The organism is Yoonia tamlensis, from assembly GCF_900115105.1.
Taxonomy (GTDB): Bacteria; Pseudomonadota; Alphaproteobacteria; order Rhodobacterales; family Rhodobacteraceae; genus Yoonia; species Yoonia tamlensis.
This window is the reverse complement of the sequence record NZ_FOYP01000001.1, coordinates 1,907,476-1,931,747: the sequence shown is the minus strand read 5'-3', so window position 1 is coordinate 1,931,747 and position 24,272 is coordinate 1,907,476. Positions and strand designations below refer to the sequence as shown.

Below are 24,272 nucleotides of genomic sequence, written 5' to 3'. Positions count from 1 at the left end.
ATTTGCAAGGGTATCCGCTTCCCCACTTAAAGCAGAGAAACGTTTGTAGGGGTGCGTCAGCCATAATGGGTCACAGGCGTGCCAGCGAGCGCGGACATGTTCAGCAGGCCGCGCGGCGTGATCGATGGAGTGACAATATGGCAGCGGTTGCCCATGCCCATCAGGATCGGCCCGACCTCGAGCCCGCCGCCTTTCATTTTCAGGATGTTGCGGACGCCTGACGCTGCATCGGTATTGGCAAAGACCAGCACGTTCGCCGCACCAGGAAGATGCGCTTCGGGGAATACGCGGTTGCGCAGTTCGACATCAAGCGCGGCATCAATATGCATTTCGCCTTCATAGTCGAAATCGCGCGGGGTGCTGTCCAGAATTTCCATCGCTGCACGCATCCGCCGGCCAGAATCGCTATCGAGATTGCCAAACTGGCTGTGCGAACAAAGCGCAATTTTTGGCTGGACCCCAAAGCGGCGCACGTGGCGCGCGGCCCCGATGACGGTTTCGGCGATCTGTTCGGGGGTGGGTTCTGCGTGGACTTGGGTATCGGCGATAAACAGCGGCCCGTCTTCAAGGATCATCAGCGACAGCGCGCCGACTGGGTGCAACGCCTTGTCGCCCAAAATTTGCGTGACGTAATTGAGATGCCACAGGAACTGGCCAAAGGTGCCGCAAATGAGGCTGTCTGCCTCGCCGCGCTGCACCATAACCGCGCCGATGGCGGTGGTATTGGTGCGCATGATCGCCTTGGCCAGATCGGGGGTGACGCCCTTGCGCGCCATCAGATTGTGATAGGTTTCCCAATAGTCACGGTAGCGCGGGTCATTTTCGGGGTTCACAATGCTGAAATCCACGCCAGGCCGGATTTTGAGCCCCGCCCGTTCGCAGCGCTGCGCGATCACATCGGGCCGCCCGATCAGGATGGGGGTGTCGGTGGTTTCTTCCATGATCGCTTGGGATGCGCGCAACACGCGCTCGTCCTCGCCTTCGGCGAAAACGATGGTGCGGTTGACGGTGCGTGCGGCCTCGAACACGGGGCGCATGATCATCGCGGATTTAAAGACAGAGCCGTCGAGCTTTGCCTTATAGGCTTGCATATCGGGGATCGGGCGGGTGGCCACGCCGGTTTCCATCGCGGCCTTGGCGACTGAACTGGCGACAACGCCCATCAGGCGCGGGTCAAAGGGTTTGGGGATCAGATAGTCAGCCCCAAAGGTCAGCTTTTCACCGGTATAGGCGGCGGCGGCTTCGGCGCTGGTGGTGGCGCGGGCCAATGCCGCGATCCCTTCGATGCAGGCGATTTTCATCTCGTCGTTGATGTCGGTTGCGCCGCAATCAAGCGCACCACGGAAGATGAACGGGAAACACAACACGTTGTTGACCTGATTGGGATAATCGCTGCGTCCGGTGGCGATAATCGCGTCGGGTTTGACGCTGCGCGCCGCATCGGGGCTGATTTCGGGGGTCGGGTTGGCCAGCGCAAAGATGATCGGCGCGTCGGTCATTTTGGCGACCATTTCAGGTTTCAAAACACCGGGGCCGGACAGACCAAGGAACATATCCGCGCCCGCGATTACATCATCCAATGTGGCGGGCGCGGTGCCTTGGGCATATTCCGCTTTTTGCGGTGTCATGTCTTTTTCGCGGCCGTTGTAGACAAGCCCTTCGATGTCGCACAGATAGACGTTTTCGCGTTTCACACCCAGCTTCAGCAGCATGTTCAGACAGGCAATGCCCGCAGCACCGCCGCCGGTGCTGACGATTTTGATGTCTTCGAATGTCTTGCCTGCGACGCGCAGCGCGTTTGTGGCGGCGGCACCCACAACAATGGCTGTGCCGTGCTGGTCGTCGTGGAACACGGGGATATTCATCCGCTCGCGGCAGATCTTTTCGACGATAAAGCAATCGGGGGCTTTGATGTCTTCAAGGTTGATCGCACCGAACGTGGGTTCCAGCGCGCAGACGATATCGGCCAGTTTTTCGGGGTCCGGTTCGTTCAGTTCGATATCAAAGCAGTCGATATTGGCGAATTTTTTGAACAAAACCGCCTTGCCTTCCATCACCGGCTTTGATGCCAGCCCGCCGATATTGCCAAGCCCCAGCACGGCGGTGCCGTTGGTCACAACGCCCACAAGATTGCCGCGTGTGGTATAGTCGCGGGCGGTGTCGGGGTTTGCCTTGATCTCGAGGCAGGCTTCGGCAACGCCGGGCGAATAGGCGCGCGACAGATCGCGCCCGTTGGCCAGCGGTTTGGTTGCACGGATTTCAAGTTTGCCAGGTTTGGGGAACTGATGATAATCCAGCGCGGCCTGCCGCGTGCTGTCATTTATATTGTCGGTCATCACTTCCTCCGGATTATAGTTTAATGCTAAACTATCCACGCCTGCCGCGCATATCATGTGTTGTGGTTTAAACATTGTTTGCACGCTATTGGCAAATCATAGATTGCAAATCGCGGGCCGGCGCGACACGATTGCGCAATGACAGACAAGCATCAAATCCGGGCAGAGGCCTGTTTTACCACCACAGATCTGCGCGCGGACCTTGGTTTTTTTGGCAAAGTGCTGGGGATGCGGCTGGATATGATTTTTCCGGCCGACAACCCCAACACCGCTGTTTTTTCAGGGCACGGCCTGTCTGTGCGGCTGTCGCAAGGCGATGGGCCTGCGGGGCAATTGCGTATTTTGACCGATGATCAGGCCTTTGCGGATGGGGCGATCAGCCTGACAGCGCCGGGCGGTACGCAAATTTCTGTGCATCCGCTGAACCCGCCTGTTGCGCAGCCCGTTACGGCGCATGATTTTGTGGTGCGCCGTCTTGCCGATCAGGCCCCTTGGGTGATTGGCCGTGCGGGCATGCATTACCGCGATCTGATCCCCAGCCGTCTGGGCGGGTCGATCATTGCCAGCCATATCCGTATTCCCGACGGCGGCCCTGTGCCTGATATGGTGCATTTCCACCGTGTCGGGTTCCAGTTGATTTTCTGTTATCGCGGCTGGGTTGATGTCGTCTATGAGGACCAAGGCCCACCGATCCGCCTGACCGCTGGCGATTGTTTTATCCAGCCGCCCGAAATCCGGCACCGCGTGCTCGAGGCGTCAGACGGGATCGAAGTGATCGAAATCGGCGTGCCTGCCGAACATATCACCGAAATCGACCATGAAATGACGCTGCCCACCCCGCATCTGCGGCCAGACCGTGAATGGCAGGGGCAAAAGTTTGTGTTCAATCAGGCGAAAGATGCCGATTGGCTACCCGCGCAATTGCCCGGCTTTGTTGCGCGCGATACGACCATTGCGACCAACACCAAAGACGTGGCTGGTGTGCAGGTGATCCGTCGCGGTCAGGGGGATCCGGTTTGGGCCAGACATGACGCGGATATCCATTTTACCTTTGTGATGCAGGGGCAGATGGTCTTGCATGGCGACGGCCACGATCCGCGCGCCCTTGCGCCCGGTGATGCCTTTGTGATCCCGCCGGGGCTGGCCACGCGTTACGCTGATCCGTCCGACGATCTTGAATTGCTTGAAGTGAGCCTGCCGGGCCGGTTTGAATGGGGGCAAACCGCCTGATCGGACTTGCATCTGGGGGCCGCAAAGATCAATCTGGGTCGATCAACACCGGAGAGATAGATGACCCTGATCGAAGCCGCACGCGCCGTGCGTGAAAATGCCCATGCGCCCTATTCGAATTTCAAGGTCGGGGCGGCGATCCGTGCGACATCTGGTGCGGTCTATGCTGGCTGCAACGTCGAAAACGTCGCCTATCCCGAAGGCACCTGCGCCGAAGCGGGCGCGATTGCCGCGATGATTGCGGCGGGCGATAAACGCATTGCCGAAATCGCCGTGATCGCCGACAGCCCGCAACCCGTCAGCTGCTGTGGCGGTTGCCGTCAAAAGATCGCGGAATTTGCGGATGGGGACGTGGTGGTGACAATGGCAACGGTTGAAGGGCTGCAGGCGCAAACCACTGTGGCCGACCTGTTGCCAGGCAGTTTTGATGCCGCCTATATGGTGCGCAGCTAGGATGGATGCCCGCGCGATCATTGCAGGCCTGCGCCGCAAGCAAACGCCAAGTGACGCGGAACTTGCGTGGTTTGCCAATGGCTTGGCCTCGGGTGCGGTCAGCGATGCGCAGGCGGGTGCCTTTGCGATGGCGGTCTGTCTGAACGGGTTGTCGGATGCGGGCCGCGTGGCATTGACCAAGGGCATGCGCGACAGCGGCGATGTGCTGGCGTGGGATCTTCCAGGGCCTGTGCTGGACAAGCATTCCACCGGCGGCGTGGGTGATTGTGTGTCGCTGATCCTTGCGCCTGTGCTGGCCGCTTGCGGCGTTTACGTGCCGATGATTTCGGGGCGGGGCCTTGGGCATACGGGTGGCACGCTCGATAAACTAGAGGCGATCCCGGGCCTTTCAGTGGATGTCGACGAGGCGCGTTTGCGCAAAATCACCCGCGAAGTGGGCTGCGCGATTGTCAGCGCCACGGGGCAAATCGCGCCTGCGGACAAGCGGCTATATGCGATCCGCGACGTGACCGCGACGGTCGAAAGCGTCGATCTGATTACCGCGTCGATTTTGGCTAAAAAGCTGGCCGCGGGGCTGGAAGGGTTGATCCTGGACGTCAAATGCGGATCAGGTGCATTTATGAAAACGCCCGATGACGCGCGGGCCTTGGCGCGGGCGCTGACCGATGCCAGCAATGGCGCGGGCTGCAAGACCGAAAGCCTGATTACCGATATGAACGCGCCGCTGGCGCCAGCGCTTGGCAATGCGCTCGAAGTCGCGGTCTGTATGGAGGTGCTATCGGGCAATCATGCCGCCGCACCCCGCCTCTATGCATTGACCCTATCCTTGTGCGAACGCTTGCTCGCGATGCGCGGGGCCACGGATGCAAAGACGCAAGTAGAAACCGCGATCACATCGGGGGCTGCGCTGGAAAAATTCAGCCAGATGGTCGCCGCCTTGGGCGGCCCGCCCGATATGGCCGACGATTGGCACACCCATCTGCCCAAAGCCCCTGTCGTGAAACCTGTGCATGCGCTGACTGCGGGTCATGTGGCCGCGATCAATGGCGAGGCATTGGGGCTTGCCGTTGTCGCGCTTGGCGGAGGCCGCAGGGTTGAAACGGATAGGATCAACCCAAGCGTCGGGCTGGCTGATGCGGTCGGGCTGGGGCAGGCGGTGTCATCGGGCGATCCGCTGTGCACGGTGCATGCCGCCACCGATGCGGATGCGGATGCCGCAATCATTGCGGTGCAGGCCGCAATCACCATTGGCGATCCGGTCACGCCCGGCCCGTTGATCATTGAAAGGATCACATGATGGCACGTGCCTTTTTGATTGTTATCGACAGCGTCGGCATTGGCGGCGCACCCGATGCGGACCAGTTTTTCAACGGTGATTTGCCGGATACCGGCGCCAATACGGTGGCGCATATCGCGCAAACGGCGGGGCTGGATGTGCCGGTGATGGATGCGCTGGGGCTTGGCGCTGCGGTCACGTTGGCCTCTGGCGATGTTGCTCCGGGGCTGGGCGCTGACCCGACAGGTGCTTGGGGGGCTGCGCGCGAAATATCGCGGGGCAAGGATACGCCATCCGGCCATTGGGAACTGGCGGGCGTGCCGGTGCCGTGGGATTGGCATGTGTTTACCGACAAGCAGAATTCATTCCCCGAAAATCTGGTTGCGCAGATTTGTGCAGCCGCAGGGACTGAGGGGATTTTGGGAAATTGCCACGCCTCCGGCACCGCGATTATCGAACAAGAGGGCGCGGCCCACGTCAGATCCGGCTGGCCGATTTGCTATACTTCGGCGGATTCGGTGTTGCAGATTGCCGCCCACGAAGAACATTTCGGGCTGGACCGCCTTTTGCAGCTTTGCGCGGATATTGCCCCGACCTTGCACGCAATGAAGGTCGGGCGGGTGATTGCGCGCCCCTTTGCGGGTGATGTGGGCAGCTTTGCACGCACCGCCAACCGCAAGGATTTTGCCATCGCGCCGCCTGCGCCAACCATTTGCGACTATGTGCATCAGGCCGGACGCAAGGTGCACGCCGTGGGCAAGATCGGCGATATTTTCTCGATGCGCGGGATTGATGATCTGCGCAAAGGGCGCGACGTGGCACTGATGGGGCATATCGATGATCTGGTTGATACGGCCGAAGACGGGGCGTTTGTCTTTGCCAATCTGGTAGAATTCGACAGCGAATATGGGCACCGCCGCGACCCTGCGGGATATGCCGCGCATCTGGCATGGTTTGACCGCCGCCTTGGGCAGATATTGCCGCGCTTGCGCCCCGATGATCTGTTGATCGTTACCGCCGATCATGGCAATGACCCGACATGGCCCGGAACGGACCATACCCGCGAACAGGTGCCTGTCTTGGTGCATGGGTTGGGGGCGCGCGCGCTGGGGCCGCTGCAATTTGTGGATGTCGCCGCCAGCATCGCTGCGCATTTGAACGTGGAATATGACGGAGAAGGGCAAAGTTTCTTATGAATTTCAGAGACATTCCAAAGGTTGAACTGCACACCCACCTTGAAGGATCGGCACCGCCTGCGTTTATCGCGGGACTCGCGCGCGAGAAAAACATCGACATCTCGGGGATTTTTGACGCCCAAGGCGGCTATGCCTTCCGCGATTTCGACCATTTTCTCCAGGTCTACGAGGCCGCCTGCACCACGCTGCAATCGCCCGAGGATTTTCGCCGGCTGACCTTGGCCGTGCTTGAAGAAACCGCAGCGCATGGCGTGGTCTATATGGAAACATTTGTCTCGCCCGATTTTTGCGGCGGTGGCGATGTCGCGGCATGGCGCGATTATCTCGCCGCAATGCAGGATGCAGCGGATGAGGCCGAACGCACAATGGGCATCACCCTGCGCGGGATTGTCACTGGCATCCGCCATTTTGGCCCCGACCAGTGCAAGATCGCCGCCGCCTGCGCCGCAGAGACAAAGGGTGATTTTATCACCGGTTTTGGCATGGCGGGTGGCGAAATGGTCGGGCGTCCCGGCGATTACGCCTATAGTTTCGACATGGCCCGCGAGGCCGGTTTGCAGCTGACCGCCCATGCGGGCGAATGGGGCGGGCCGTCGATGGTGGCGGAAACCATTCGTGATTTAAAAGTCGCACGGATCGGGCACGGGATCGGCGCGATTGATGATCCCAAGTTGATGGCCGAGATTGCCGATAAGGGCATTGTTCTTGAAGTTTGCCCCGGATCAAACGTGGTGCTCAAGGCTGTATCAGGCTGGGACGCGCACCCGATTGCCAAACTGCGCGACGCGGGCGTGCCTGTCACGGTTTCAACCGATGATCCGCCGTTTTTCCACACAACAATGACCGATGAATATGACATGCTGGCCAAGACATTTGGCTGGGGTGCAGATGATTTCCGGGCGCTTAACAAAATCGCCCTTGATGCCGCATTCTGCGACGATGAAACCCGCGCCCGCGTGGCAAAACGACTGGAGCCAAAAGATGAATGACCACGTCACCCATGTGACCCACCCGCTTGTGCAGCACAAACTGACGCTGATGCGCCAGAAAGACACGTCAACAGCGGGCTTTCGCCAGCTCTTGCGCGAGATTTCACAGCTTTTGGCTTATGAGGTGACCCGCGGTCTGCCGATGACCACACGCCAGATCGAAACGCCGCTGCAGAAGATGGACGCGCCGGTGATCGACGGTAAAAAGCTGGCGCTAGTGTCGATTTTGCGCGCAGGCAACGGGTTGCTGGACGGGGTGCTGGAACTGATCCCCTCTGCGCGGGTCGGATTTGTCGGGCTTTACCGCGACGAAGTCACGCTGGAACCTGTGCAATATTATTTCAAGGTCCCGACCGAGCTTGAGGACCGTTTGGTGATCGCCGTTGATCCGATGCTGGCAACCGGCAATTCATCTGTTGCCGCGATTGATCTGCTGAAAAAAGCGGGCGCAACGAACATCCGTTTCCTGTGCTTGCTGGCGTCCCCTGAAGGGATCGCGCGGATGAAACAGGCGCATCCGGATGTGCCGATTGTCACCGCGGCAATTGATGAAAAGCTGAATGAAAAAGGCTATATCGTTCCCGGCTTGGGCGATGCGGGCGACCGGATGTTCGGCACGAAATAGGCGGCAGACTTTGTCCCAAAGTCTGCGACCAAATCCTTTGAAAGGATTTGGCGGCTACCCGTTACAGATGTTTTGCAAACTTACCCAGGCGCTGTCGGTCAAAATGGCCGGCAGCGCTTGGCCATCCAAAGGGTCCGCGCCCAAATCCGGCATATTGCCGGTTGTCCGGTCGAGCAACGCGGCATAGGGGGCCAGCGGAATTTGCGCCTTGCCAAAGGCCGTATGGATGGCATCGCGGCCAGCTGTCTGGGGCGGCGTGTCGAGCAGGGTGCGGGCGTTGTCTTGCAGGACTTGCGCCGGAATTTCACCGGTGGTGAGCAGCCGGAATGTCACCCCGAGCCCTGCACGCTGCAACAAGGCTTCGAGCGGGTCGCTTTCGCCCGTTTTCGCGCGGCTTGCTACAATAAACCCTGCAACGGCTGCCGGATCATCGGCGCGTTGCAGCAACCCGTAGTCGACAAGGATCAGCCGCCCCGGGATCGCCAGCGCACCCTGAGTAAGGTCGGGAACAACCACAATACGGGTGCGCGTATCAGCCCCGAACAGACGTTTGGCCAGTGTTGTCGCCGCCGCATTTGCGCGCGGCTCGTTGCAGGCTTGCCCTGTGGTTTCTTGCATATACCCAAGCAGGCTTGCCCCGATTTCCATGCGTTTGGCGATTGGCACCACCGCCAGCGTTTGCCGCGACAAGGCACCGGGCAGCCAGAATATCGCGATTGCCAGCACTGCGACGATCGTGCCGAGCGTCATGAACTGCCGCAATTTTCCGGGCTTGGGCCGTGATTTATCCAAGGCTTTATGGATTGCGGTGATGGCGTCGATCATGAGGTCGTCGGCGATCTCTAAATATTCGTCGGCATCTTCGCCGGGCGCATAGATCGCGGGGACTTCGCCCGGGTTGCGCCGTTCGAGCGCGGGCAGCGACCAATGTGTCAGCGGCCGTCCGGCCCCGTCGGCAATGACCAGCGTTGCGTTGCCAAAAGAAACAACAACATCGCGCCGTTGCGCATCCTTATCCGCGCGCCAAAGCCCGTCGCATTCCAGCCGCTCATATTTTGCAAGTGCTGTCATTGCCCCAACCGCCCTTTTCTTTGAACTTATCGCGGGGGCGCGTGATTGTCATGGAGGGAATTACCCGCCCGCGTCCTAATCGCAGGTATAGGCCAGCGCGCCATCGCCAAAGTTGACGATCATATAGTCGGGGCGCGATTTTGTGCCGCAAATGCTGACAAAGACGCGGATGCTTTGTCCGCGCGCGATCCAACCGGCAAGCCCGTCCACCTTTGGACCATTGGCATAAAGCGCCGGAATTTGTGCGCGCATGTCACGGTCTGCAAACACGGCGTCGATTTCATCGCCTTCTTGGGTGATGCCAAAGCGGTGCACATTGGCGCGGTCTTGCTGCAACACTGCGCCCATATCGCGCAGTACCGCGCCGCCCGAATTGCGCATATCGGCCGCATCCAGATCGGCGTAATAGCTGGTAATTTCGCCGGCAGTCATCGGGGTTGCCAGCAATGCGGCGGCGGCCAGAGTAATGTAATGCATTGAAAAATCTCCTACCCTGCGGTTATCCCAAAGAAAAACGCGCCCTGCAAGCAAGGCGCGTTTCAAATTTCGCTAAATTTGTGGCTTAGGCCGCTTTGGCAGCTGCCGCGAACCGTTTGTAGAATTCCTGGTTCTTGTCGGCCATTTCACGCAGCAAGGCAGGGGTTGTGAAGCGTGCGCCAAATTCGGCGGTCAACTGGTCACAACGTTCGGCCGCATAGGGCGCGCCGATGATATCAAGCCAGCTGAACGGGCCACCCGACCAAGGCGCAAAGCCCCAGCCAAGGATCGCACCAACATCGCCTTCGCGGATGTCTTCAAGCACGTTTTCTTCCAGCGCACGCACGGCCTCAAGCACCTGCGCGAACATCAGACGGTGCTGCACGGTGGTCAGTTCGGGTTGATCATCCGCGACAGGGTATTGCGCGGTAAGACCTTCCCAAAGACCTGTCCGCTTGCCTTTGTCATCATAGCTGTAGAAACCGCTGTTGGATTTGCGGCCCAGACGTTTCTGGTCAAACATCCAGAACAGAACTTCATCGACTTCGCCGTCTGGGTAATCATCGCCCATCGCGGCGCGCGTGGCTTTGGCGATTTTCACGCCCAGATCGACAGAGGTTTCGTCAACCAGTTGTAGCGGCCCCAAAGGCATGCCCAGCAGTTTTGCCGCGTTTTCGATCAGCGCGGGTTCCACGCCTTCCTTCACCATCCGGATACCTTCGTTGATGTAAGGAATGATGCAGCGGTTGGCATAGAAGAACCGTTCATCATTGACGACAATCGGTGTTTTGCGGATCTGACGCACGAAATCGAGCGCCTTGGCCACGGCTACATCGCCTGTCTGTTTACCCTTGATGATCTCAACCAGCAGCATCTTATCGACAGGGCTAAAGAAGTGGATGCCGATGAATTTGTCGGCGTCATTTGATGCTTTGGCCAATTCGGTGATCGGCAGGGTCGAAGTGTTGGTTGCAAAGATGCAATCAGGGCCGACGACGGCTTGGACCTTTTTGGTCACTTCGGCTTTTACACCCACGTCTTCGAACACGGCTTCGACGATCAGATCACAACCAGCAAGGGCCGCGTAATCGGTTGTCGCGTTGATCAGGCCAAGCACGGCGTCTTTTTTCTCGGGCGTGGTTTTCTTGCGCGCGATGCCCTTATCAAGATGCGCGGTGGTATAGGCTTTGCCTTTGTCCGCGGCCTCTTGGGTGCTGTCGATCAGGACAACCTGAATGCCAGCCAAGGCCGAGACCAGCGCAATGCCCGCACCCATCATGCCTGCGCCGATGACGCCGACTTTCTGCACCTTTTGGTCCGCCACAACGGGACGGTTGGCCCCTTTTTCAAGTGCCTCTTTGTTGATGAAAAGACTGCGGATCATTGCAGATGATGACGGGTTCATCAGGACATTGGTGAACCAGCGGGCCTCGATTTTCAACGCCGTGTCGAACGGTACCAATGCGCCCTCATAAACCGCAGAAAGCAATGCCTTCGCCGCAGGGAATGCGCCTTGGGTCTTGCCGTTGACCATTGCGGATGCGCCGACAAAGGTCATGAAACCGGCAGGGTGGTAAGGCGTGCCACCGGGCATTTTATAGCCTTTTTCATCCCATGGTTTGACAATCGCGGGGCCGGATAGAACCCATGCTTTGGCGGCTGCCAGCAATTCATCTGCGGGCACGACTTCGTCAACAACGCCAGCCGCTTTGGCTTTTTGTGGGTCGTTCAATTTGCCTTCAAGCAGCAGGGGCGATGCGCCCATTGCACCCAGCTTGCGTGACAGCCGTGTGGTGCCGCCCATGCCGGGGAAAATGCCGACCATGATTTCGGGCAGGCCGATTTTGGCTTTGGGGTTGTCAGCGGCAAAGATGCGGTGACAGGCCAGCGGGATTTCCAAACCAATGCCAAGCGCTGTGCCGGGCAGGGCGGCTGCGATAGGCTTGCCACCCTTGTTAGTTTTGGGGTCCATGCCCGCGCGTTCGATCTTGCGCAGGATTGCGTGGCTTTCCATCAGCCCGTCGAACAGGCCCTTTGCAGGGTTGTCGCCCGCGCTTTCTTTCATCTTGGCGATAACGTTCAGGTCCATGCCGCCCGCAAATGTGTCTTTGCCGGATGTGATCACGATGCCTTTGACCGCATCGTCAGCAAGGGCTTCGTCGATCAGGCCGTCAAGCAGCGGCCATGCCTCTAGGGTCATGACGTTCATGGATTTACCCTGCACGTCCCAAGTGATTACCGCGACGCCATCGGTATCAGTTTTCATTGTAAAGTCAGTCATTTAAAGTCTCCTTTCGTCTGGGGGCGCTTACTGCGCGCCGCTCGCAGCGATGTGGGATTTCAGTGTGGCAAGCATGTTATGCGGCTCGGCAGGGTCGACGGTGATGTGTTTGTAATAGTCGAATGTCTGCCGATCCATCGCGCTGCCCGGATCGCCTTGCAGCCGGAAAACGAGGTCCGGATTATTGCAAAACAAGCGAAACAGCGCCCCATCGTGGGCGTTCACGATTTCAAGCTGTGCAAAGCCTTCGGCCTGCGCCAAGGCGAACACTGCGGGAAACGGGTGATCGTCGCCGATGGGATGCGTGTATGCCATATTAGATACGCTCGATGATTGTGGCTGCACCCATGCCGGATGCGATGCAAAGCGTGGCAAGACCTGTGCCTTTGCCTGTGCGTTCCAATTCATCCAGCAATGTGCCGATGATGATTGCGCCGGTTGCGCCCAGCGGGTGACCCATCGCGATGGACCCGCCGTTGACGTTGACGCGGCTGTCATCGACGTTGAACGCCTGCATGAACCGCAGGACGACCGATGCAAAGGCTTCGTTGACTTCGAACAGGTCGATGTCGGAAATCGACATGCCGCTATCTGCCAGAATTTTCTCGGTGACGGGCACGGGCCCTGTCAGCATGATTGTCGGGTCAGTGCCGATCTTGGCCGTGGCGCGGATGATTGCGCGGGGTTTGATCCCCATGGCTTCGCCGTATTCTTTGGACCCGATCAACACGCCAGCCGCACCGTCCACGATACCAGAGGAGTTTCCGGCGTGGTGGATGTGGTTGATCCGCTCAAGGTGCGGGTATTTCATCAGCGCGACCTTATCAAAGCCGGGCATGACCTCGCCCATGGCTTGGAACGCAGGATTCAACCCGCCAAGCGATTGCATATCCGTGCCGGGGCGCATGTATTCGTCGCGGTCCAGAATGGTCAGGCCGTTGATGTCGGTGACAGGCACGATGGATTTTGCAAAACGGTTGTCGGCCCATGCCGCGGCTGCGCGTTTCTGGCTTTCAACGGCCAATTGGTCGGCCATCTCACGGGTGAACCCGTATTCAGTCGCGATAATATCGGCAGAAATCCCTTGGGGCACAAAATATGTGTCCATCGCGATGGATGGGTCAACGGCAATTGCCGCGCCGTCAGATCCCATCGCGACGCGGCCCATCATTTCGACGCCACCTGCGATATAGGCGGACCCTGCGCCGCCCTTCACTTGGTTCGCGGCCAAGTTCACAGCTTCCATGCCCGAGGCGCAGAAACGGTTGATCGCAAGACCGGGGATGGATTGGTCAAGATCCGAAGCCAGAACCGCCGTGCGCGCAAGGCAACCGCCCTGTTCGCCGACTTGGGTCACGTTGCCCCAAATGACATCCTCGACGGCGTGGCCTTCAAGGTTGTTACGCTCTTTGAGCGCATTGAGAACGCCAGCAGAAAGCCGCGCGGATGTCACCTCGTGTAGGCTGCCGTCCTTGCGGCCCTTGCCGCGCGGGGTGCGCACGGCGTCATAGATATAGGCTTCGGTCATAGTTTCCTCCGGTTTACGCAGGCGCCGCAAATGCGGGCTGCATCAAGTCATAGGGTGGTTTCCAACCGGGTTGGGCGGCGATTGCGTCCAGCCAGCGGTCGATATGGGGGTAATCTTTGCGATCAAAGGTGAAGGCTTCGGGGTAGAACAGGTAGCCCGCGCAGGACAGGTCAGCGACGGTGATATCGTCGCCAGCAAGCCACGCGTGGTTGGTCAACTGGTCGTCCAAGGTTTTCAGCGCGCCAGCAAGGCGGGCCGACAGAAACCCGATCACATCGGCGTTGCGTTTTTCTTCGGGCAGGAAATTCATCTGAAACCGCAGAATGCCCGCGATGCTGGACACCTTGTGGTTATCAAAGAACATCCAGCGCAACACTTCGCGGCGGGCATCGGCAGAGCGCCCGCCCATTTTGCCGGTTTTCGAGCTGAGATAATCAAGGATCACGCCCGATTGCGTCAGCGTCAGGTCGCCGTCTTGCAGCACGGGGGCTTCGCCCATGATATTCAGGTCGCGGTATTCGGGGCTACGTGATGCACCTTTGAAAAAGTCGACGAAAACAGGTTCCCATTCGATGTCCATCATCGACAGGGCCATCGCAACTTTGTACGAATGGCCGCTTTCGCCAAAGCAGTGCAATTTCATGGTCATGGTGCAGGCCTCCTAAACCTTTGTGGGCGATGTCGCTGGTGGATCATCGGGTTGCGGGCGCCGCAGAATGAAGCGCCCGCGCAGAGCTTAGAAGTTTGCAGCGTCCAGTGCCATCACAGTATCGGCACCGGTGTTAATGCGCGCCAGATGCATGGTGGTGGCGGGCAATTGACGGGCCATGTAGTAGCGGCCTGTTGCGATTTTCGTCTCGTAGAACGCGGTGTCGGATGCGCCGCCTTCGAGTGCTTCCATCGCGGCCTTGGCCATTTTCGCCCACATCAGGCCAAAGCAGACATGCCCCATCATATGCATAAAGTCATAAGATCCGGCGAGCGCGTGGTTGGGGTTTTTCATGCCGTTTTGCATGAAATACATGCCCGCTGCTTGCAGGTCTTTTGACGCGGCTTTCAGCGGATCAAGGAAATCAGCTTTCAGCGCTTCATTGCCTTCGTTTTCTTTGATGAAAGTCTTGATCATCTCGAAGAAGGCCATGACATGTTTGCCGCCGTCCTGGGCCAGTTTACGGCCCACAAGGTCAAGCGCCTGCACGCCGTTTGCGCCTTCATAGATCATGGCGATGCGGGCGTCGCGGGCGTATTGGGACATGCCCCATTCTTCGATATAGCCGTGGCCGCCGTAGACCTGTTGTGCGGCAACGGCATATTCGAAACCTTTGTCGGTCTGGAACCCTTTGATCACCGGTGTCAGCAGCGAGATCAGCCCGTCTGCGTCCTTGTCGCCGTTGCGATGTGCGCGGTCGATCAGGTTTGCACCCCAGAATGTGAATGCGCGCGCGCCCTCAACGAATGATTTCTGGTCCATCAGGTTGCGGCGGATATCAGGGTGCACGATCAGCGGATCGGCGGGGCCATCGGGATTTTCTGCGCCAGTTACAGCCCGCCCTTGCAGGCGGTCGTTGGCATAGGCCACGGCGTTTTGGTAGGCGCTTTCGGCTTGGGCATAGCCTTGCAGGCCAACGCCGATGCGGGCTTCGTTCATCATGGTGAACATGGCGCGCATGCCTTTGTGTTCGGTGCCCAGCAGGTAACCTGTCGCGCCGTCATAGTTCATCACGCAGGTCGAATTGCCGTGGATGCCCATTTTCTCTTCGATGGAGCCAACAGACACGGCGTTACGGTCGCCCAGTGATCCGTCATCGTTCACGATGATCTTGGGGACAATAAACAAGGACACGCCCTTGATGCCTTCGGGGCCGCCTTCGATTTTGGCCAGCACAAGGTGGATGATGTTATCGGCCAGATCGTGATCGCCCGCCGAGATGAAAATCTTTTGGCCGGTGATTTTATAGCTGCCGTCGGCCTGTGGGGCGGCTTTGGTACGCATCAGACCCAGATCGGTGCCGCAATGCGGTTCGGTCAGGTTCATCGTGCCGGTCCATTCGCAGGACACCATTTTGGGCAGGAATTTCTGTTTTTGTTCGTCTGTGCCGTGGGCGTGGATCGCGGAATAGGCGCCATGGGTCAGACCCTGATACATGTTGAACGCCATATTGGCCGAAACAAAGGGTTCCATCGCGGCGCTGTTCATCACATAGGGCAGGCCCTGACCGCCATATTCGGGGTCGCAGTCCATCGCGGTCCAGCCGCCTTCTTTCATCTGCTCGAACGCGGCTTTGAACCCTTTGGGTGTCCGCACAACGCCGTTTTCCAAGACGCAGCCTTCTTTGTCGCCGACAACATTCAGCGGGTGCAGAACAGCCGTGGCAACCTTGCCGGCTTCTTCCAGAACCGCGCCGGTGAAATCACGGTCCAGATCTTCGTAGCCGGCGATATCCTGTTCGCTGACTTTCAGCAGATCGTGCAAAACAAATTGCAGGTCTTTGGTGGGGGCGTTGTAAATCGGCATTTTGGTCTCTCTCCCTAGGGTCGTGTCTTGCGCGGCGGTCAGGCCGCGTCGGTTTTGCGTAGGCCGAGTTCAGCAAGTTTTGCCGCACCCCAAGCCATTTGTTGTTTCAATTCGCTGATCGCCTCGTCCAGTTCGGCGCGCTGGGCTTCCATGTCGGCCAGATGGCGTTCGGCGGTGACGTAGGTTTTTGACAATTGCGCCTCTTGCCCGTCATCCATGTGATAAAGATCCAGCAACTGGCGGATTTCCTCGAGACTGAAGCCAAAGCGCTTGCCGCGCAGGATCAGCTTCAGGCGCGCACGGTCGCGCTTGGAAAACAGGCGCTTTTGGCCTTCACGGGTCGGGAACAATAGTTCCTTTGATTCGTAAAAGCGCAGCGTGCGTGGCGTGACATCAAAGGCGTCACACATTTCGCGAATGTTCATCATTTCGGTCGTCATCATATTTTTCCTTAGTGCCATGATTGGTCTGCACTTGCGGATATGAGTCGTACCTTACAAGTAAAGGTGACGTTAACGTAAACGAAACGTGGCGTCATTTCGAAGCTGACGAAAGGTAAGGCAAGGTGACGCAGGGGAATGTGAAATAAAATTGCGGGCAAATAAGCGTGCGTGCGCCACGTGCTTGCGCCCGAGAATATGAAAACGATGTTGGTTTGGCGTTGCGAATGTGCGCAAACCCTATCCGGTTATTACGGCATGACAAGGGCATCGCAACGGGGGCGGCTTTTACCGTGACAGAATGACCGGTGCCCGTGCGGCAAAGCTGACAGGGCCTTGTTGGCCATTGAACTGCAGCACGCCTGCGCCTGAATTGGCCGAGTTGAATTTGACAATCAGCGACATAACCATCTGACCCGGGGCGGCGTCCGGAACGTCAGCGAGTCTATCGCAATATTTTTCGGCCCATTCCCTGTTTGCGGCTCGATCTCCATACTCATCTTCCGAGCTAACATAAACTTTGCCATCCACGACTTCCGCGCGCATCTGCCTGCCATTAGCCGCAGTGTAACTGAAAAAAGTTTGCGGCTCGCCCGGAGGGTTCGACAACTGATAATCAGTGCCGGTACACTTTTCCAGAAATTCATCGCCAATTTGCATAATGAAGCGACTTCTTGGCCCTTCGTCTGCTTCTGCAACCAGTGAATAGACATTTGCCCCGACAATCAGCGGAATTGTTTGCCAGTCGCAGCCATCGCTTTCGCCAAGAATGTTCGCTTCTTCCTCGGGCGATAGATAAAAGTCCAATTCGCGCGCAAATACTGCATCGACGGGGATCATCGCCATTTGTTGGCCCGCGTGCCGCAGATAGGCTGCGCCCTCATCCGCGTTCAGTTCGATCCGTACCGATTGCGCAGGCTGCGCAGGCAGCGGAAATGGCAGGGGGCCGCCGATGCCGTATCCGGCCCTTTGTTCGAAAGTCCACTGCCCTTCGATCGCGCCAAGCAGCGCGAGGGGGGAATTGTTACAAAACGCCGCATCATCCGCATGGGCCAGTGTCGGCAACATGACGAAGGCAGCGACGAACGATAATACCAAGGATGCATGTTTCATGGCCCGATTATGCATCAGAGCAAAGTATTGCGTCCAGAAAATATTTGCGGCGCTTGCCGGATTGCCAATAAAACAAGGCCCTGGCGGCGGTTCTAGCCAAGCGTTTTGGCGGTCGCCTCGCGCAGGGCGCTGAGTTCGGTCATTGTGTCTTCGAGCTGTTTTTTCTGCTCGGCGAGTTCGACCATCTGCCGGTCGGCAAGTGCAATCCATTCGCGCATTTGGGCCTGCGTGCCTTCATTTTCATAAATCAGCAGCCATTGGCGAATTTCCTCGAGCGAGAATCCAAAACGGCGACCGCGCAGGATCAGGGTCATGCGGGCCAGTTCTTTGGCGCCGTAAAACCGTGCGCGGCCCTCTTTCAGGGGGGTTAGCAGCTCGATATATTCGTAATAGCGCAAGGTTCGCGGCGTTACATCGAACTGCGCACACATCTCTTTGAATGAAAGGCGTTTATCCGGCATCGTGATCTCCCTATTGCTAACGTAGCGGGTGTTTAGCCGGGCGGCAACTATGACCGTGGCGACTTTTGGCAATCTGTACTTGCGGATATGGTCCAGCCCGTCACAATCAGGGCAACGCAATGCAAGGATTCTCCATGCCGGACCCAAATGCCGATGTGCGCACAAAAATCGCGCGCCAGTTCATCGAGGCCATTCCCCATGCCAAAGTGCTGGGTATGCAATTGACGCGGATCGACAACGCCGGTGCGGAAATCACGATGCCCTATGACGCGCGTCTGGTCGGTGATCCCGAAACGGGGGTCATTCATGGCGGCGCGGTATCGGCATTGATGGATACCTGTTGCGGCGCGGCCGTCATGGCGCATCCAGCGGCGCCTGTCGCCACCGCGACGCTGGATTTGCGGATCGACTATATGCGCGCGGCAAAACCGGGCGATATGATCACAACGCGCGCCGAATGTTACCACGTGGCGCGCTCGGTCGCCTTTGTGCGCGCAACGGCCTATGACGGCGATTTTGACCGCCCCGTGGCCACAGCCACCGGCGCGTTCACCGTAGAAAGGGCGCGCGCATGAAACGCCCCGAACCTGTTCAGGTAATCAAACAACGCCGCGATGCCGCCTTGCAAAAAATGCTGGAAGGCGTGCCCTATATCCGGTTTCTGGGTATCCGCATGGACCGTCGGGGCGATGAGCTGACGGGCGTTTTGCCCTATGATGACAAGCTGATCGGTAACCCGATGCTGCCCGCCTTGCACGGCGGTGTGACGGCCGCGTTTCTTGAGGTCACCGCGATCATGGAACTGACATGGTCGATGATCTGGGAAGACATGGAAGCGGGCAAGATCACCAATGACGCGCCGCGCGTGGTGCTGCCCAAGACCATTGATTTCACAGTTGATTATCTGCGCACGGGGCTGCCGCGCGATGCCTATGCGCGTGCGCGGGTAAACCGGTCGGGCCGCCGATATGCGTCGGTCCACGTCGAGGCATGGCAGGATAACCGTACGCGTCTGTTTGCCCAAGCGACCGGACATTTCCTGATGCCGCAGCGCGATGGCTGACGCAGGCCCGCTGACCCACCGCAGGGTGCTGACCATTGCGGTGCCGATTGTTTTATCTAACGCAACCGTGCCGATCCTCGGGGTCGTGGATACGGGCGTGGTGGGGCAGATGGGGGCCGCCGCCCCGATTGGCGCGGTGGGTATCGGCGCGATTATCCTGACCGCGATCTACTGGATTTTCGGCTTTTTGCGGATGGGCACTTCGGGGCTGACCGCGCAGGCGGTGGGCGCCAAAAACACGCCCGAAGTCGCCGCGTTACTCACCCGTTCGCTGATCATCGGGCTGGGGGCAGGGGTTGCGATAATAGCGTTGCAATCGCTGCTATTCGCGGGCGCCTTCCGCGTGTCGCCCGCCACGCCGGAGGTCGAACATCTGGCGCGCCAATATATGGCAATCCGCGTCTGGTCCGCGCCGGCGATGATCGCGCTTTACGGCATTACCGGATGGCTGATCGGGCAGGAACGCACTGGTGCGGTTTTTGCCATTCAACTGCTGATGAATGGCGTGAATATCGGGCTGGACCTGCTGTTTGTGCTGCAATTTGACTGGGGCGTGCCAGGGGTGGCTTGGGCCACGTTTATCGCTGAATGGGCGGGGGTCGTGCTGGGGCTTTGGCTGTGTCGCGCGGCATTCGCGGTGCCTGCATGGCGTGACCGCGCGCGGGTGCTGGACCGTGCAAGGCTGGTCAACATGGCGGCTGTCAATTCGGACATCATGATCCGGTCGGTTCTGCTACAGGCGATTTTTGTCAGCTTTTTATTCTTTGGCGCGAGCTTTGGCGAAGTGCAATTGGCCGCGAACCACATTCTGCTGCAATTTCTTAGCGTGACCGCCTATGCGATGGACGGGTTTGCCGTGGCGGCAGAGGCGCTTGTCGGCAATGCGCTGGGCGCGCGGTCGCGCGCGGCATTGCGCCGCTCTGCGCTGCTCACTTCGTTTTGGGGCGGCGTTGTGGGGGTCATACTTGCGATTTGTTTTGCGCTGTTTGGCACGATGATTATTGCGATCATGGCCAAGAATATCCCCGTACAACAGGCAGCCGCGATTTACCTGCCCTATATGGTGGCCGCGCCGATTGTCGGGGTGGTGGCATGGATGATGGACGGGATATTTATCGGGGCAACGCGTACCAAAGACATGCGCAACATGATGATCCTGTCCACCATCGTCTATTTTGCCGCCGTCATTCCGCTGATGCAGATGTTTGGCAATCACGGGCTTTGGATCGGGTTTTTGATCAGTTTTATCGTGCGCGGGGCGACTTTGGCGGTGAAATATCCGGCGCTAGAGACCGCGTCAGAGCCAGTCGCCGCGCCCTGATCCAACAGCGTCTGCAACGTTCGCAAACCCGTCGCGCGCCAGCAATGCGTCAAGCCCGCGCGTGATTTCATCGACCAAAGAAACACCACCATAGACCAGCGCCGTATAGAGCTGCACCGCCGACGCGCCTGCGCGGATTTTCTGGTAAGCTTGGTCCGCGGACCCAACCCCGCCCACGCCGATAATTGGCAGATCGGTCAACCCCGACAGTTGCGCCAGCGTACGCGTGGATTTTTCAAACAATGGCTGGCCCGAAAGCCCGCCTTTTTCAGCGGCATGGGGTCCGTGTAGCCCGATACGGTCCAGCGTCGTGTTGGTCGCGATGATGCCGGAAATGCCGGATGTATTGGCGACCTCGGCAATCTCGGACAGCTCATCGCCCGTCAGATCGGGTGCGATTTTCAGAAAGACGGGGATTTGGGCTTCCAGCCCCGCGCGGGCATCCATCACACCTGCAAGCAGGGCGGCGAGTGCGGCCTTGCCTTGCAGGTCGCGCAGTTTTTCGGTGTTGGGGGACGACACATTGACGGTGGCAAAATCCACATGCGGGCCGCAATGGGCCAAAACGGTTGCGAAATCTGCGGCGCGATCTGTGCTATCTTTGTTTGCGCCAAGGTTCAGCCCGACAATGCGCCCTGCGGGCCGCGCAGACAGGCGCGCGCCAATCGTTTCCATCCCGTCATTATTAAACCCGAAACGGTTAATCGCGGCGCGGTCTTCGGTCAGACGAAACAGGCGGGGTTTAGGGTTGCCGGGTTGTGGGCGGGGTGTGGCGGCGCCGACCTCTAGAAACCCGAATCCCGTACGCCCGAGCGCTGCCAGTGCAGTTGCGTTTTTGTCGAAACCGGCGGCAAGCCCCACAGGGTTCGGCAGATCAAGCCCCGCGATCTGGGTGCGCAAACGATCCGTCGCAAACGGCCCGCCACGCGGGCCAAGCCCTGTGTTCAACGCCCTGAGCGCCAGACCGTGTGCTGTTTCGGAATCAATTTTCGAAAAGGCCTTTAGCCCGATGGTTTCAAGCAGTTTCATGTCAGATCCGGAAATTGGTGGATGCCATCAACCAGCGGCAATGGTGCATCCCAAAGAATGTCATCCATGCGCAGATTGCGGTAAAGATGCGGGAACAGAACACCTGCGCGGGCGGGCTCCCATTTCAGCGGGTCGAGACTGTCGGCCTCAAGCGCCAGCAGCACAAGCCCGTCGATGCCCGCAAAATACTTGGCGGCGGTTTCGGCGACGGTTTGCGCCGTTGAAAAATGGATATAGCCGTCAGAAATATCAATCGGCGCGCCACGGGTTTCACCATTGGCTTGCAGTTCGGCCCATTCATCGGCGCGGAATATCTTGTAAATTTTCATGGTTTTGTCATGCAGGTTGCACACAAATTGGTCAAGCACCTGATCGGCGCCGGAATATTCGTTTTCCTAACGTGGGGGCAAGCGGGCATGATGGCGAAGATATTTGACTCTGCACTGGGCCAGCGGCAAGCTGCGACCATTCCAACATGGGGACTGAAACAATGATTTCACGTATTATGACAACAACCTGTGCGCTTGCGCTGTCTGCGGGGGCTGCTGCGGCCGACTATTCGCTGACCATTCTGCACACAAACGATTTCCACGCGCGATTTGAGCCGATCAGCAAATACGATTCGGGCTGTTCAGCGGAAGATAACGCCGCCGGCGAATGCTTTGGCGGGACCGCGCGCTTGATCACAGCTGTGGCTGACGCGCGTGCGCGCAGCAACAATAGCATCCTTGTGGATGGCGGTGACCAGTTCCAGGGCACGCTGTTCTATACCTACTACAAAGGCGCGATGGCGGCCGAGTTCATGAACCTGCTTGGCTATGACGCGATGACTGTGGGCAACCATGAATTCGACGACGGCCCCGAAGTGCTGCGCGGCTTTATGGATGCGGTCGAATTCCCTGTGCTGATGTCCAACGCCGATGTATCGGGCGAGCCGCTGCTAGCGGACGTGCTGATGAAATCGACCGTCATCGAACAGGGCGGCGAAAAAATCGGCCTGATCGGTTTGACACCTCAAGACACCGATGAACTGGCAAGCCCTGGCGACAACATTATCTTTACCGACCCTTCCGAGGCGGTGCAGGGCGAAGTTGACAAGCTGACAGCTGAAGGCGTGAACAAGATCATCGTTCTTTCACATTCTGGCTACGTGGTTGACCAACAGGTTGCCGCCAATACCACGGGCGTTGACGTGATCGTCGGCGGTCATTCCAACACATTGCTGGGCGATATGGAGGGGGCCGCAGGTGCCTATCCAACAATGGTTGGCGATACGGCGATTGTGCAGGCCTATGCCTATGGCAAATTCTTGGGTGAATTGAATGTCACCTTTGATGACGCGGGCGTTGTGACCGAAGCATCCGGCGCACCTTTGCTGATTGACGGCCAAGTGGCTGAAGATGCGGCGGCTGTCGCGCGGATCGCCGAACTGGCCGAACCGCTCGAAGAAATCCGCAACAAAGTTGTGGCAACAGCAGCTGAAACCATCGAAGGCAACCGCGATATCTGCCGCGCGATGGAATGTTCCGGCGGCAACCTGATTGCGGATGCGATGCTTGACCGTGTGGCCGATCAAGGCATTTCAATCGCGATTGCCAACTCTGGCGGTATCCGTGCGTCTATCGACGCGGGCGATGTGACAATGGGCGAAGTGCTGACAGTGCTGCCGTTCCAGAACACTTTGTCGACCTTCTTTGTGTCTGGCGAAACAGTGGTCGCAGCGCTTGAAAACGGTGTGAGCCAAATCGAAGAAGGCGCTGGGCGCTTCCCACAAGTGGCAGGCATCACCTTTACGGTTGACGCATCCGCCGAAGCAGGCAGCCGCGTGTCCGACGTGATGGTCGGCGGCGAAGCCATTGATCTGGCCGCGACTTACGGGTTGGTATCCAACAACTACGTCCGTAACGGCGGCGACGGCTATGCAATGTTCAAAGACGCTGCAAACGCCTATGACTTTGGCCCCGATCTGGCCGATGTTACCGCCGAATACCTCGCAGAAAATGCGCCCTACACGCCCTACACAGATGGCCGCATTACGCTGAAATAAGCGCGGGTAATCTGAAACGTGACGCGCTGCGAGGAAACTTGCGGCGCGTTTTTTTTGCTTTGCGCCTGTGTCTGGGCGCGCTTAGCCAAACTTCATGGCAGCAGCCATAGGTTTCGCCTTTCACAATCACGCGCGACGCCTTAAGCAAACCAATCTTCGCAAGTTAGGGGCAAACCATGGCGCAAAAATCCACGATCTACAAAGCCGAGCTTTCCGTCGCCGATATGGATCGCAACTATTACGAGACCCACAATCTGACTGTGGCCAAGCACCCGTCTGAAACCGAAGAGCGGCTGATGCTGCGGCTTTTGGCCTTTGCTTTGAATGCTCATGAGCAGCTGGAAATGACCAAAGGCATTTCGACAGATGACGAGCCTGATATTTGGCAAAAAAGCCTGAGCGGCGAGTTAGAGCTTTGGGTCGCGCTGGGCCAACCAAGCGAGAAGATCATCCGGCAGTCGTGCGGCAAGGCCAAGGCGGTAGTTGTCTATTGCTATGGCGGCAGGACCGCGCAGATGTGGTGGGACAAGACCCAGAACAAGACCACCCGTTTTGACAATCTGCGCGTCATCAACATTTCAGAGCAAGACACCACCGCGTTGGGTCAGCTTGCCAACCGTTCGATGAAGTTGCAGGTCAATATCCAAGATAGCGAAGTGATGGTCAGCGTTGACGACAAGATCATCTATGTCAGCCCTGAAGAATGGAAAAGCGCGGGCTAGCGGCCTAGCGCGGGCGCGCGTCCCCCCCCAAATCTGCCCCAATTTGCGACGAATCGTTTCTGGCGTTACCCTTGCCCGAGGGGGAGACGTTGGATGCCC

General features: G+C 58.4%; 24 protein-coding genes. 11 read left to right on the top strand and 13 right to left on the bottom strand.

The window, feature by feature from the left end; all coding sequences use genetic code 11:
- Positions 1-56: 56 nt before the first annotated feature.
- Positions 57-2,336 carry an NADP-dependent malic enzyme gene (locus BM320_RS09895; RefSeq protein WP_090200545.1) on the bottom strand — a complete coding sequence of 760 codons (2,280 nt, stop codon included), beginning with the start codon at positions 2,334-2,336 and terminating at the stop codon, positions 57-59.
- 138 nt (positions 2,337-2,474) lie between these two features.
- Here BM320_RS09895 and BM320_RS09890 point away from each other — a divergent pair, with 138 nt between their 5' ends.
- From BM320_RS09890 to upp, 6 genes are read left to right on the top strand one after another with little or no spacing between them, the layout of a single operon-like run.
- Entirely contained in the window at positions 2,475-3,566 is a 1,092-nt protein-coding gene (locus BM320_RS09890) for a cupin domain-containing protein (RefSeq protein WP_090199484.1), read from the top strand.
- 60 nt (positions 3,567-3,626) lie between these two features.
- Entirely contained in the window at positions 3,627-4,019 is a 393-nt protein-coding gene (locus tag BM320_RS09885; RefSeq protein WP_090199482.1) for a cytidine deaminase, read from the top strand.
- Between the two features lies 1 nt (position 4,020).
- Positions 4,021-5,316 (top strand): thymidine phosphorylase, encoded by a 1,296-nt coding sequence (locus BM320_RS09880; RefSeq protein WP_090199480.1) that lies wholly within the window; start codon positions 4,021-4,023, stop codon positions 5,314-5,316.
- Positions 5,316-6,491: a phosphopentomutase gene (locus BM320_RS09875; RefSeq protein WP_090199478.1), complete on the top strand. Its 1,176-nt coding sequence runs from the start codon at positions 5,316-5,318 to the stop codon at positions 6,489-6,491. The genes BM320_RS09880 and BM320_RS09875 overlap by 1 nt, the downstream gene beginning before the upstream one ends.
- Positions 6,488-7,480 carry an adenosine deaminase gene (locus tag BM320_RS09870; RefSeq protein ID WP_090199476.1) on the top strand — a complete coding sequence of 331 codons (993 nt, stop codon included), beginning with the start codon at positions 6,488-6,490 and terminating at the stop codon, positions 7,478-7,480. Before BM320_RS09875 ends, BM320_RS09870 begins: the two co-directional genes overlap by 4 nt.
- Positions 7,473-8,105 (top strand): uracil phosphoribosyltransferase, encoded by a 633-nt coding sequence (upp, locus tag BM320_RS09865; RefSeq protein ID WP_090199474.1) that lies wholly within the window; start codon positions 7,473-7,475, stop codon positions 8,103-8,105. The genes BM320_RS09870 and upp overlap by 8 nt, the downstream gene beginning before the upstream one ends.
- Before the next feature lie 54 nt (positions 8,106-8,159).
- On the opposite strand, the gene BM320_RS09860 is transcribed toward upp, so the two are convergent.
- The 10 genes from BM320_RS09860 to BM320_RS09815 all read right to left on the bottom strand — a co-directional run bounded on the left by BM320_RS09860 (position 8,160) and on the right by BM320_RS09815 (position 17,991).
- Positions 8,160-9,176 (bottom strand): hypothetical protein, encoded by a 1,017-nt coding sequence (locus tag BM320_RS09860; RefSeq protein ID WP_090199472.1) that lies wholly within the window; start codon positions 9,174-9,176, stop codon positions 8,160-8,162.
- Between the two features lie 75 nt (positions 9,177-9,251).
- Entirely contained in the window at positions 9,252-9,653 is a 402-nt protein-coding gene (locus tag BM320_RS09855; protein WP_131802374.1) for a hypothetical protein, read from the bottom strand.
- An 85-nt stretch (positions 9,654-9,738) separates the two neighbouring features.
- Entirely contained in the window at positions 9,739-11,934 is a 2,196-nt protein-coding gene (locus tag BM320_RS09850) for a 3-hydroxyacyl-CoA dehydrogenase NAD-binding domain-containing protein (RefSeq protein ID WP_090199468.1), read from the bottom strand.
- Positions 11,935-11,961: 27 nt separating this feature from the next.
- The gene (locus BM320_RS09845) at positions 11,962-12,249 is read right to left on the bottom strand and encodes a hypothetical protein (RefSeq protein WP_090199466.1); all 288 of its coding nucleotides are present in this window, start codon (positions 12,247-12,249) and stop codon (positions 11,962-11,964) included.
- Position 12,250: 1 nt separating this feature from the next.
- Positions 12,251-13,462: an acetyl-CoA C-acetyltransferase gene (locus BM320_RS09840; protein WP_090199465.1), complete on the bottom strand. Its 1,212-nt coding sequence runs from the start codon at positions 13,460-13,462 to the stop codon at positions 12,251-12,253.
- Positions 13,463-13,475: 13 nt separating this feature from the next.
- The gene (locus tag BM320_RS09835) at positions 13,476-14,111 is read right to left on the bottom strand and encodes a glutathione S-transferase family protein (protein WP_090199464.1); all 636 of its coding nucleotides are present in this window, start codon (positions 14,109-14,111) and stop codon (positions 13,476-13,478) included.
- Between the two features lie 87 nt (positions 14,112-14,198).
- Positions 14,199-15,977, bottom strand: coding sequence for an acyl-CoA dehydrogenase C-terminal domain-containing protein (locus tag BM320_RS09830; RefSeq protein WP_090199463.1), 1,779 nt, complete (start codon positions 15,975-15,977; stop codon positions 14,199-14,201).
- A gap of 38 nt (positions 15,978-16,015) precedes the next feature.
- Positions 16,016-16,417: a MerR family transcriptional regulator gene (locus BM320_RS09825; protein ID WP_207496894.1), complete on the bottom strand. Its 402-nt coding sequence runs from the start codon at positions 16,415-16,417 to the stop codon at positions 16,016-16,018.
- Between the two features lie 288 nt (positions 16,418-16,705).
- Complete coding sequence (locus BM320_RS09820) at positions 16,706-17,530, bottom strand: hypothetical protein (RefSeq protein WP_090199461.1); 825 nt, start codon at positions 17,528-17,530, stop codon at positions 16,706-16,708.
- Between the two features lie 92 nt (positions 17,531-17,622).
- Positions 17,623-17,991, bottom strand: a complete 369-nt coding sequence (locus BM320_RS09815; RefSeq protein ID WP_090199458.1) for a MerR family transcriptional regulator — start codon at positions 17,989-17,991, stop codon at positions 17,623-17,625.
- Between the two features lie 134 nt (positions 17,992-18,125).
- On the opposite strand from BM320_RS09815, the gene BM320_RS09810 reads away from it, so the two are divergent.
- The 3 genes from BM320_RS09810 to BM320_RS09800 are packed head-to-tail and all read left to right on the top strand — an operon-like array spanning position 18,126 to position 20,375.
- Positions 18,126-18,566, top strand: coding sequence for a PaaI family thioesterase (locus tag BM320_RS09810; protein ID WP_090199456.1), 441 nt, complete (start codon positions 18,126-18,128; stop codon positions 18,564-18,566).
- On the top strand, positions 18,563-19,054 hold the full coding sequence (locus BM320_RS09805) for a PaaI family thioesterase (protein WP_090199454.1): 492 nt from the start codon (positions 18,563-18,565) through the stop codon (positions 19,052-19,054). The genes BM320_RS09810 and BM320_RS09805 overlap by 4 nt, the downstream gene beginning before the upstream one ends.
- Positions 19,047-20,375, top strand: a complete 1,329-nt coding sequence (locus tag BM320_RS09800; protein ID WP_090199452.1) for an MATE family efflux transporter — start codon at positions 19,047-19,049, stop codon at positions 20,373-20,375. The genes BM320_RS09805 and BM320_RS09800 overlap by 8 nt, the downstream gene beginning before the upstream one ends.
- Here BM320_RS09800 and BM320_RS09795 read toward each other — a convergent pair.
- Both BM320_RS09795 and BM320_RS09790 read right to left on the bottom strand, forming a co-directional pair.
- The gene (locus tag BM320_RS09795) at positions 20,352-21,404 is read right to left on the bottom strand and encodes a quinone-dependent dihydroorotate dehydrogenase (protein ID WP_090199450.1); all 1,053 of its coding nucleotides are present in this window, start codon (positions 21,402-21,404) and stop codon (positions 20,352-20,354) included. The genes BM320_RS09800 and BM320_RS09795 overlap by 24 nt on opposite strands.
- Positions 21,401-21,733: a DUF952 domain-containing protein gene (locus BM320_RS09790; protein ID WP_090200544.1), complete on the bottom strand. Its 333-nt coding sequence runs from the start codon at positions 21,731-21,733 to the stop codon at positions 21,401-21,403. Before BM320_RS09790 ends, BM320_RS09795 begins: the two co-directional genes overlap by 4 nt.
- 161 nt (positions 21,734-21,894) lie before the next feature.
- Between BM320_RS09790 and BM320_RS09785 the strand changes: the two genes are divergently transcribed.
- Together BM320_RS09785 and BM320_RS09780 are read left to right on the top strand one after the other, a co-directional pair.
- The gene (locus tag BM320_RS09785; protein WP_090200543.1) at positions 21,895-23,451 is read left to right on the top strand and encodes a bifunctional metallophosphatase/5'-nucleotidase; all 1,557 of its coding nucleotides are present in this window, start codon (positions 21,895-21,897) and stop codon (positions 23,449-23,451) included.
- A gap of 176 nt (positions 23,452-23,627) precedes the next feature.
- Positions 23,628-24,173 (top strand): YaeQ family protein, encoded by a 546-nt coding sequence (locus BM320_RS09780; protein ID WP_090199447.1) that lies wholly within the window; start codon positions 23,628-23,630, stop codon positions 24,171-24,173.
- Positions 24,174-24,272 lie beyond the last annotated feature (99 nt).

Bases quoted from the DNA above. Each gene is read 5' to 3' on its own strand.
- BM320_RS09895 (WP_090200545.1), bottom strand. From the start codon at position 2,336: ATGACCGACAATATAAATGACAGCACGCGGCAGGCCGCGCTGGATTAT.
- BM320_RS09890 (WP_090199484.1), top strand. From the start codon at position 2,475: ATGACAGACAAGCATCAAATCCGGGCAGAGGCCTGTTTTACCACCACA.
- BM320_RS09885 (WP_090199482.1), top strand. From the start codon at position 3,627: ATGACCCTGATCGAAGCCGCACGCGCCGTGCGTGAAAATGCCCATGCG.
- BM320_RS09880 (WP_090199480.1), top strand. From the start codon at position 4,021: ATGGATGCCCGCGCGATCATTGCAGGCCTGCGCCGCAAGCAAACGCCA.
- BM320_RS09875 (WP_090199478.1), top strand. From the start codon at position 5,316: ATGGCACGTGCCTTTTTGATTGTTATCGACAGCGTCGGCATTGGCGGC.
- BM320_RS09870 (WP_090199476.1), top strand. From the start codon at position 6,488: ATGAATTTCAGAGACATTCCAAAGGTTGAACTGCACACCCACCTTGAA.
- upp (WP_090199474.1), top strand. From the start codon at position 7,473: ATGAATGACCACGTCACCCATGTGACCCACCCGCTTGTGCAGCACAAA.
- BM320_RS09860 (WP_090199472.1), bottom strand. From the start codon at position 9,176: ATGACAGCACTTGCAAAATATGAGCGGCTGGAATGCGACGGGCTTTGG.
- BM320_RS09855 (WP_131802374.1), bottom strand. From the start codon at position 9,653: ATGCATTACATTACTCTGGCCGCCGCCGCATTGCTGGCAACCCCGATG.
- BM320_RS09850 (WP_090199468.1), bottom strand. From the start codon at position 11,934: ATGACTGACTTTACAATGAAAACTGATACCGATGGCGTCGCGGTAATC.
- BM320_RS09845 (WP_090199466.1), bottom strand. From the start codon at position 12,249: ATGGCATACACGCATCCCATCGGCGACGATCACCCGTTTCCCGCAGTG.
- BM320_RS09840 (WP_090199465.1), bottom strand. From the start codon at position 13,462: ATGACCGAAGCCTATATCTATGACGCCGTGCGCACCCCGCGCGGCAAG.
- BM320_RS09835 (WP_090199464.1), bottom strand. From the start codon at position 14,111: ATGACCATGAAATTGCACTGCTTTGGCGAAAGCGGCCATTCGTACAAA.
- BM320_RS09830 (WP_090199463.1), bottom strand. From the start codon at position 15,977: ATGCCGATTTACAACGCCCCCACCAAAGACCTGCAATTTGTTTTGCAC.
- BM320_RS09825 (WP_207496894.1), bottom strand. From the start codon at position 16,417: ATGACGACCGAAATGATGAACATTCGCGAAATGTGTGACGCCTTTGAT.
- BM320_RS09820 (WP_090199461.1), bottom strand. From the start codon at position 17,530: ATGAAACATGCATCCTTGGTATTATCGTTCGTCGCTGCCTTCGTCATG.
- BM320_RS09815 (WP_090199458.1), bottom strand. From the start codon at position 17,991: ATGCCGGATAAACGCCTTTCATTCAAAGAGATGTGTGCGCAGTTCGAT.
- BM320_RS09810 (WP_090199456.1), top strand. From the start codon at position 18,126: ATGCCGGACCCAAATGCCGATGTGCGCACAAAAATCGCGCGCCAGTTC.
- BM320_RS09805 (WP_090199454.1), top strand. From the start codon at position 18,563: ATGAAACGCCCCGAACCTGTTCAGGTAATCAAACAACGCCGCGATGCC.
- BM320_RS09800 (WP_090199452.1), top strand. From the start codon at position 19,047: ATGGCTGACGCAGGCCCGCTGACCCACCGCAGGGTGCTGACCATTGCG.
- BM320_RS09795 (WP_090199450.1), bottom strand. From the start codon at position 21,404: ATGAAACTGCTTGAAACCATCGGGCTAAAGGCCTTTTCGAAAATTGAT.
- BM320_RS09790 (WP_090200544.1), bottom strand. From the start codon at position 21,733: ATGAAAATTTACAAGATATTCCGCGCCGATGAATGGGCCGAACTGCAA.
- BM320_RS09785 (WP_090200543.1), top strand. From the start codon at position 21,895: ATGATTTCACGTATTATGACAACAACCTGTGCGCTTGCGCTGTCTGCG.
- BM320_RS09780 (WP_090199447.1), top strand. From the start codon at position 23,628: ATGGCGCAAAAATCCACGATCTACAAAGCCGAGCTTTCCGTCGCCGAT.